Origin of the sequence: Streptacidiphilus sp. BW17 (genome assembly GCF_041262485.1) — a bacterium.
In the GTDB taxonomy this organism is placed as follows: Bacteria; Actinomycetota; Actinomycetes; order Streptomycetales; family Streptomycetaceae; genus Streptacidiphilus.
Genome location: NZ_JBGCCR010000069.1, coordinates 1 through 8,133, shown reverse-complemented (window position 1 = coordinate 8,133; position 8,133 = coordinate 1). Strand labels below are relative to the sequence as shown.

The 8,133-nt window shown below is 66.9% G+C and carries 10 protein-coding genes; 5 read left to right on the top strand and 5 right to left on the bottom strand.

The features are described 5' to 3' along the window. Nucleotides 1-532: 532 nt before the first annotated feature. On the top strand, nucleotides 533-1,024 hold the full coding sequence (locus tag ABH940_RS36735; protein ID WP_370107268.1) for a hypothetical protein: 492 nt from the start codon (nucleotides 533-535) through the stop codon (nucleotides 1,022-1,024). A gap of 235 nt (nucleotides 1,025-1,259) precedes the next feature. Here the strand turns inward: ABH940_RS36735 and ABH940_RS36730 are convergent, their stop codons facing one another. Next, a complete protein-coding gene (locus tag ABH940_RS36730) occupies nucleotides 1,260-1,964 on the bottom strand; it encodes a hypothetical protein (protein WP_370107267.1) in 705 nt (234 codons plus the stop codon). A 520-nt stretch (nucleotides 1,965-2,484) separates the two neighbouring features. On the opposite strand from ABH940_RS36730, the gene ABH940_RS36725 reads away from it, so the two are divergent. Both ABH940_RS36725 and ABH940_RS36720 read left to right on the top strand, forming a co-directional pair. Further along, on the top strand, nucleotides 2,485-2,805 hold the full coding sequence (locus tag ABH940_RS36725) for a helix-turn-helix transcriptional regulator (protein WP_370107266.1): 321 nt from the start codon (nucleotides 2,485-2,487) through the stop codon (nucleotides 2,803-2,805). A gap of 226 nt (nucleotides 2,806-3,031) precedes the next feature. After that, a complete protein-coding gene (locus ABH940_RS36720; protein WP_370107265.1) occupies nucleotides 3,032-4,486 on the top strand; it encodes a site-specific integrase in 1,455 nt (484 codons plus the stop codon). Here the strand turns inward: ABH940_RS36720 and ABH940_RS36715 are convergent. After that, entirely contained in the window at nucleotides 4,387-4,872 is a 486-nt protein-coding gene (locus ABH940_RS36715) for a hypothetical protein (RefSeq protein ID WP_370107264.1), read from the bottom strand. The genes ABH940_RS36720 and ABH940_RS36715 overlap by 100 nt on opposite strands. A 55-nt stretch (nucleotides 4,873-4,927) precedes the next feature. Continuing rightward, nucleotides 4,928-6,181, bottom strand: a complete 1,254-nt coding sequence (locus tag ABH940_RS36710; protein WP_370107263.1) for an IS256 family transposase — start codon at nucleotides 6,179-6,181, stop codon at nucleotides 4,928-4,930. A 117-nt stretch (nucleotides 6,182-6,298) separates the two neighbouring features. Between ABH940_RS36710 and ABH940_RS36705 the strand changes: the two genes are divergently transcribed. Together ABH940_RS36705 and ABH940_RS36700 are read left to right on the top strand one after the other, a co-directional pair. Next, on the top strand, nucleotides 6,299-6,571 hold the full coding sequence (locus ABH940_RS36705) for a tyrosine-type recombinase/integrase (RefSeq protein WP_370107262.1): 273 nt from the start codon (nucleotides 6,299-6,301) through the stop codon (nucleotides 6,569-6,571). A gap of 250 nt (nucleotides 6,572-6,821) precedes the next feature. Next, entirely contained in the window at nucleotides 6,822-7,115 is a 294-nt protein-coding gene (locus ABH940_RS36700) for a hypothetical protein (RefSeq protein WP_370107261.1), read from the top strand. A 148-nt stretch (nucleotides 7,116-7,263) separates the two neighbouring features. Here the strand turns inward: ABH940_RS36700 and ABH940_RS36695 are convergent, their stop codons facing one another. Both ABH940_RS36695 and ABH940_RS36690 read right to left on the bottom strand, forming a co-directional pair. Continuing rightward, a complete protein-coding gene (locus ABH940_RS36695; protein WP_370107260.1) occupies nucleotides 7,264-7,467 on the bottom strand; it encodes a hypothetical protein in 204 nt (67 codons plus the stop codon). A gap of 55 nt (nucleotides 7,468-7,522) precedes the next feature. After that, on the bottom strand, nucleotides 7,523-8,133 hold a 611-nt coding region (locus ABH940_RS36690; RefSeq protein WP_370107259.1), incomplete at its 5' end, for a polymorphic toxin-type HINT domain-containing protein.

Below are 8,133 nucleotides of genomic sequence, written 5' to 3'. Positions count from 1 at the left end.
TGCGGTGAAGCCTAGACACCTCCACCACACCGGAGGTCTTCGTCATGATCAAGCCCCCAGGACCGTCAACAACGCTCGTGGTCAATACACCTAGCGGCGGGAATTCCCCGAACACGACGGCTGAAATGTTCGATGTGGAGCGGCTCGGCCCGGTCCCTTGCATCAGAAGCGGCGCCTTCAGACGTTCAGCTGGCCTGTGCCTCACCCCTCGTCAGGGACATTCAACAGGTCCACAGGTGGGACGGCACCGTTTGTTACCCTTCCCCGAATCGATCACCCGAGCGACTCGATTGGGGAGTCCCGTGTCCATGCGCCGCACGCGCGCGCTGGCGGTCGGGCTGGCAGTGCTGGCTGTCATGACCGGTGTGGCGGGCAAACCGGGGATAGGAAAGCGTCTCCCACGAAGCCGCCCCTGTCGGACGCGGAGCTGCGCACGCACCTGCTGCCTTCGCACACGCCGAACGGTTGGACGGCGCAACCCTACCCGGCGGGCTCAGTCGGCGGGCCCGACTCCTTGCCACAGTGCGACCTCATGGTGGGGCAGGACGTCGTGGACGCCGCCACGACCGGCGCCGTCGGCTCGGCTTCCGCCCAACTCAGCGGTCCCCGCCACTCCCAGGGAGGCCTTTCCGGCGGCGAAGAGGCTCTGTACTCATTCCGAGCAGGCGGCGCGCACCGGGCGATGCAGGACATGCGCACGATCGCCGCACACTGCGGAACGGTGATCCTGTCAGGCTCCGGAAGCCATGCGGACACCGCGGCCTTCAGTTCCGCCGAAGGACCCCATCTCGGTGACGAGAGCCTGGTCATCCGGGTGACGATCCTGTATCCGCGGTTTCCGGGAGTCACCCAGCGCAGCGATGCCACCGTCGTGAGGGTCGGTGACGAGCTGGTCGTGATCAGCCCCATGGTCCCCGTCTACCCAGCAGACAACGCCGCCGTCGCCGCCCTGGTCCCACTGGCCGTCACCCAGCTCAGCTCCCGTCATCCGCAGACGGTCGACCCGACGAACGTGCCCTCATAGGCCTGGCGACGCAGGTTGTCGACAGGATGCCCAGGGAGTTCGGGCATGCATAGCGCCTCGCAACACAACCTCATCGGCGCTGTCGTCGTCCGAGGGCCTACCACCCTGCTGGCGACCATGGTGTAGAGACCTCATCTTTCTCATCACGCAAGCTCTGCGGGGCTCCCCTGATGACACCGATTGTGGCCGGGGCGAGCCGAACACGCGCGTCGCGCCAACCCACCCCGGCACTCAATTACTTCGACTGCGTCGGAGGTTCCACGATCCGGTAAGTGCGGGGCTTCGATGTCACCATCTCGGCCTGCCGCTGGTTGACCAGGGTTACGAGGGCGTTCGCGACCGCGCCGGAGCTGCGGCCCAGCTGGCGTGAGATCCGGGTGGGTGAGTGGGCCGCATCGGGGTGGGCGGCCAAGAAGGCGTGCACCAGTGCCCTGAGGCCGCCCTGGCCCAGTCGCCCGGTCGGGGCCTCCTCTCCCGAAGGGGCTGCGGGCCCCGGGCCCGTATGCGCAGTCGGGTTCTCCGCACGGGTGCTTCCGTTGTGGACGGCCGGTGTCCCGGTTTCACCGGGCTGTCCAGCCTCCTGGGGCGCTGCGGGTGGCGTGGCCGCTTCGTCGTCCGTGTCGGTGAGGTCTCCGGCGTGGCTGCTGTCCGGGTCGTGGCCCGGGGACACGGGCGCCTCCGGCCCGTCCGGGGCAGGGACGGTGGCGAGGTACCAGTGGTCGGGCAGGAGTCGGTTGCCCTGGCTGCCGCCACGGGTGCGGCGGACGAGGCCGTCCCGTTCCATCTGCTTGAGCAGGTTGGCGGTGGTGGAGTTGGCCGTTCCCGCTACGCGGGCCAGCGCGATCACCTTGCTGCCGGGTGCTGCCTGCAGGGCGGCGTAGATCTTGGCGGCGCAGGGTGTGAGGCCATCAGCGGTGTCGGGGGCGGTTGCGTGGGTCATCGGGACCTCCGGTCACAGTGGTGCTGTGGTGGGTGCCCGGCCGGGTGGCCTGGGCGGTGGCCACCGCGCTGATCAGGCCGTGGTCCAATCGATCGCTCTGGACCCCCTGCCAAGTCAAGTCCGTGACGACACCTTGGGAGGGCTTCTCACAACACGTCAGGACGGGCGGCAGATCGGCCGGCCCTCTGGCCGCCCTCCGTCGGAGCAGCCTTCCGCGCTCCTTCGCTGTGTCTTGCCGGGTCTGAACCGCCTCCGCTGAACCTCCGCTGGGGCTGCTTCGCGGCTGCCCGTCCAGTGGAGCTGCACCGGAGATTTGCCCCTGACCTGCGGGAACGCCGATCTGCTGGATGGCAGGGCCTGCGCGCACCGAGGGACAGGGCACCCGACTCAGCCGGGTCGAACCCAGTGGCGGCAATTCGAATTTCTGATCAGGCGTTTGGATCGGCCCGGAAATTGCGTTTCTTACAGTGCCTGCATCTTCGCGGCGCTCCCCGTTCTCCGAGCCCACCGAGGTGACCGCATGACCGAATTCCCTCCGGCCGCGTCTTCGCCCACCTTGACCGATCCGCTCGGTCCCGTGGCCTCCGCGCCCAGTAGTGGTGGGAGGCCCACGCTGGCCGACCTGGGGCAGCTGCCACCCACGCTCGATCTCCCCACCGCCGCACGACTGCTCGGCATCGGCCGCAGTACCGCCTACTCCCTCGTCCGCGACGACCAGTTCCCCTGCCCCACCTTCAAAGCCGGCCACCAGCACCGCGTCGCCACCGCCGTGCTGCTCCGCCTACTCGGACTCCGCCTCCCCGAAGCCGAGGCATCCGAGCCTCCCCACCACGCCGAGTAAGCCATCAGACGGCGGCCGGACCCTCCCGGAGTCCGGCCGCGGTCCGTGCAGCGACTCATCACACCAACCCTGAACAGCCAAGACGACGTTGACAACCGGGCCCATACAGAGCGTGGATCGACCACCGACCAGCTGATTGCACCAGCAACACCGCGGCGCAGCCAGCCCGCACACGCCCACGGCCCCACCCGGCCCGTGGGCGGTGACCGACACGAGAGAGGTCGTGATGGCCGGAAGCATCTACAAGCGCTGCGGCTGCAAAGTCCCCGTGCTCGACGAGGACGGCAACCCGGTCCGCGACGCGGCCGGACGTATCCGCCGCCGGGAGCTGGGCAGCAACTGCCCCCAACTGCGTCGGCCGGGCGGGCGCTGGAACCACCGCCACGGCACCTGGTGCTGGCTGCTCCAGGTCTCTTCCGGCCCCGACCAGCCCCGCCAACACCTGCGCCAGGGCGGCCACCAGACCCTCGACGAGGCCGAAGACGCGCTCCGCCACGTCCAAGAACTCCTCGCCCTGGCCGACCACGCCGACGAACCCCACCACTGCCGCGCCGAGATCGCCACCCTCATCCGCACCGCCCTACGCGCCAAGGAACCGCTCCCCGACCCCGAACAGCTGCGCAGCCGGATCAGCCTGGGACGCCCCGTCAACACCGACACCACCGTCGGCGAATGGCTCACCACCTGGCTGGACACCAAGCGCGACATCGCCCCCAACACCCGCCGCTTATACGAGACCAACATCCGCCTCTACCTCCTCCCCCACCTCGGCCACCGCCGCCTCGACCGCCTTCGTACCGCCCACCTGCACGCCATGTTCACCGCGATCGAAGCCAACAACCAGGTCATCATCGAGGAGAACGCCGCCCGCGAAGCCGTCGAACAGGCCCGCAAGAAGGCGTGGGAGCAGCGGAGCATGAAAGCCTGCCGGGCCGCCCGCCGCAAACTGCGCGGCATGCCGCCCTTCCGTCAGATCGCCGGACCCGCCACCATCCACGGCATCCGCGCCACCCTCCGCGCCGCATTGGCCGACGCCGCCAACGAGCAACTCGTCATCGTCAACGTGGCCAAGCTCGTCAAACTCCCCGCCCGCCGCCGACCCAAGCCCAAGATCTGGACCCGCGAACGCGTCGCCCGCTGGCGCGCCACCGGCGAGCGACCCTCCCCGGTCATGGTCTGGACCGCCGAATACACCGCACGCTTCCTCGCCGCCAGCGCCAACCACCCGCTGCGGGTCCTGTACTGGCTCACCGCACACACCGGCCTACGCCGTGGTGAAGCCTGCGGCGTGCGCTGGGTCGACCTCGACCTCGACGACAGCCACACCCTGTCCGTCAGCCAGCAAATCATCCAACTCGGCTGGCAAACCCAGACCAGCCGCCCCAAGTCCGACGCCGGTGAACGCGTCATCGCCCTCGACCCCACCACCGTCGCCCTGCTCACCGAACACCGCCATCAGCAGCGCAAGCAGCGACTCGCCCACGGCCCAGGCTGGATCGACACCGGCCTGGTCTTCACCCAAGCCGACGGCGGACCACTCCACCCCGCCCACATCGAGCAATTGTCAAAAGTTGTGGATCGTCATGGCTTGCCTGGCTGCTGGTGCACCTTCAGTTGGGCGATGAAGTCGGCTGTGGCGCGCGGGCTGCGGAGAACGTGCAGTGCCGCGTCACCGGCCTGATCCGCGACCGCCTTGAGGAGGAGCGGCCGGCTCCGACGCCGCCATGACCACAGCCAGATCCAGAAGTCGAGCCGCTCCCGGGACCGGCGCATGGCTCGCCAGGCACAGGGCCAGAAGGAGTAGTCGAGCAGGATGACGGTGTCGGCCCGGCGAAGCCGGACTTCGAGGACGTCGTAGGGGCCGAGGTCGCCGTCCATGATCCACTGGTCCGCCTGGGCGAGTTCGCCTTGGACGGCGGTCCACTTCTCCGGCGGAGTCGCTTCAAGGCCCGGTCCCCAGAAGTGCTTGTCGAGCTCGATCACGGGAAGTCCGGTGACTGAGCCGAGGGTGGCCGCCAGGGTGGACTTCCCTGAGCCGCCACGGCCGAGGATCACGACACGCTCCATGGCCGCCATCCTGTCAGACCGGCCGTACCTGACCTCGCGCGAGCGCGTGCGGGGGTCAGGCCGCATCGGCGACATCGCGTTCGACCAGGACGCCGTTCTTGAACTGGGCACCGGAGCGGACCAGGGCGACCAGGTGAGCTCCGGTGATCGCGCGCCAGCGGGCCTGGGCGGACTCGACCAGCTTGAACACCATCGCGAGCGCGGCGGCGGGGCTGCCGGCTCCGCGGGTGACCTTGGTGCGGAGCTTGACCGTGGAAAACGTGGACTCTATGGGGTTCGTAGTGCGCAAATGGATCCAGTGCTCGGCCGGGAAGTCGTAGAACGCCAGCAGTTCCTCTGCGTCTTCGGTGATCTTCGCGACGGCCTTGGGCCACTTGACGCCGTAGGTCTTCGTGAAGGCCTCGATCGCCTTCTCGGCGTGGGCTCGATTTTCGGCGTTGTAGATCTCCTGCATGGCCTTCGTCGCGCTCGGCTGTGCGGACTTCGGCAAGCAGTTCGTGACATTCCGGGCTTTGTGGACCCAGCAGCGCTGGTGGCGGGCGGCGGGGAACACCTCGGCCAGTGCCTTCCACAGGCCCATCGCGCCGTCGCCGACCACCAACTCGGGGTCGCTCATGCCTCTGCGGCGGCAGTCGCGCAGCAGGTCGGCCCACGACTCCGTGGACTCCCGCAGGCCCTCGGCCAGGGCGATCAGCTCCTTGGTGCCGTCGAGCCGGACCCCGAGCAGGACCAGGACGCACGAGTGCGCCTGGCCGAGCCTCACCTTGGGGTGCACGCCGTCGGCCCACACGTATACGAAGTCGCGGTCGGTCAGGTCGCGGTCCTGGAAGGCGGCGTGGTCGTCCTGCCACTGCCTGGTCAGCCGGGTCACGGTCGCCGGCGACAGCCCGGCCGCCGAGCCGAGGAACTGTTCGAGTGCGGGGATGAAGTCTCCGGAGGACAGTCCGTGCAGGTAGAGCAGCGGAAGCACCTCGCTCACCTTCGGGGACTTGCGGCACCACGGGGCCAGGATCTTCGAGGAGAACCGTTTGCGCTCGCCTGTCTCGTTGTCGATGCGGCGGTCGTTCACCCGTGGAGTTTTGACCTCGACCTGGCCGGCGGCGGTGACCACGGTCCGGGGTCGGTGGTGGCCGTTGCGGACCACCAGGCGGTGTCCGTGCTCGTCCCTTTCTGCGGCCAACTCGGCTATGTACTGGTTGACTTCCGCCTCAAGGGCGGCAGCCAGCATGCGCCGGGCGCCCTCTCGGACGATCTCGTCGATCAGGGAGCCGGTCTCGGTGGAACCCTCGGCATTCACTACGCTGAGCAAGGGCGTGCCTTCCCGACCTGCGCTGCAACGCTGGTCTACTCGGTGACTTCTTGATCAATCACCCTGGAAGGTACGCCCTTCGCGTGCTCCCAGGAGCTGATCCACAAGTCCTGAGCATTGCTCGCCCACATCACCGATGAGTTCCAGAAACTGATCGAACAACACAACCTGCCGCCGATCCGCTTCCACGACCTCCGCCACGGAGCCGCCACCCACGCCCTCACCGCCGGAATCGACGCCCGCGTCGTCCAGGAAACCCTCGGCCACTCCTCCAGCACCTTCACCCGCGACACCTACCAGTCAGTCGTCAACGAGGTGAAGCACAGTGCCGCAGCAGCCCTCGCCGAAATCTTCACGCAGGCTGCCAGGAGTCTCAACGGCGCGAGTTGAACAATCAGCGAGTCTGTCGTCGCTGCCAGCGCTCCGGCACGAGTAGCCGATTGCGCTGGCAGCGACTCATCTATCACGCACTCAGCCGTCGAATTGTGGACCTGGTGCATCCCGAATGGCCGGACGGGCTCCGCGTGATGCCGCCTCGGCCGGGCAGCATGGTGTCATGGGAGACGCTGGAGACAAGGATCTAACGCCTGGCCAACGGTGAGCCTACCGTGCCAGCCCCCAGCACGGTCCTGTGCATGAGGTGGAAGTCCTCAAGGTCGGTACGCAGCGGCCCCAACGCGTCAAGATCCGCTTCATCGCCGAGGAAGATGAAGGCCGCGAGGAATGGGCACCGCCGGCGCGGCTTCGAACCCCCTGGGCTCGGAAGGACGCGTGGCTGGAGGAACAGCGCCAGTGGGCCGAACTCACCCAGGACGCGCCGGATCAGGACGACCCCGGGTTCAGAGCCGCCAACCTGGTCTTCGACACCTGCCCCATGGACGGCCAAGCGGAAATCGGCTGGAACCTGCGCGTGCGCGGCCTTCTGTTCGTCTAGAATGTTCTATCATTCTGCCGATTGCTCGCCGTCTCGGAAACCTTCTTCCTCTCCGACTCACGAATACTGCCGCCAGACAGCCTAGGGGCCCCACCGAAAACGCTTCAGTGGGACCCCTAGGCTGTCCTGGAAACAGCAAATCAAAGGATCAGCCAGCAAGACTTCGAGCGATTCCGATCGCCCATTCCATGAGGTCCGCACTTACACCAGCGATGCGTGGGTTCAAGCTCACGATCGCTGCTGGCCAACCGTCGTGAGGGATGACGACGGCAATCAGGGACTCCTGACTTGAACTGTCGGGGTCTCGGAACTCGATCACGCGCTCGTCGGAGGTCACGTCGTCGAAGTCCAAGACCTCGATCCTTTGACCGTTGAACTCACGAAATGACATCTACTCCACCCGTTCCCTAGTCTAGGAACCCCGAGAACTGGCCGGTCAGCGAGAATCTTGCCCCCAGGCCACTCGGAAGTCGAACATCGATCGTATCCTGCCACTGCCCACCGATGCGTCCGTAGCCCTGGGTGAACGTGGAACCCTGGTTCTTCAGAATGTTATCGAGCATTTCCTGCCCCGTAGCATTCCACGCCGCAGGATTCTGCACTCCAGAAGGAATCGGCCAGCCATTGGGGTTTCCATTCCTCCCCGCATGCTTGGCCAAGGCGCGTCCAGCAAAAGAATAGCCGCCGCGGTCGGCCTGTGCACCTGACTGCAAAGCAGCATCAAGGTCCATCGGCGGACAAGAATTGTGAACCAAGATCGGCGTCGTGCCAGCAAATACATAGTACGTGTGAACTTCGGCAACGGTGAGGTTGTACGTGACGATGTGGCTGGTGTAGTTCCGGACCTTGGCTACGGTGGCAACCGCTCCGCTGGGTTCGCGGAGGTGATCGCCGAGGTGCAGGTCTGCTGCGTTGGTCAGCGCGGGAGTGTCCTGATCTTTGTGGGTGGCCGGGTGTCGGTGACTGTCAGTTCGTCGTGACGCGTTCGCCGTAGTAGCCGGCGAGGCTGTTGATGGCC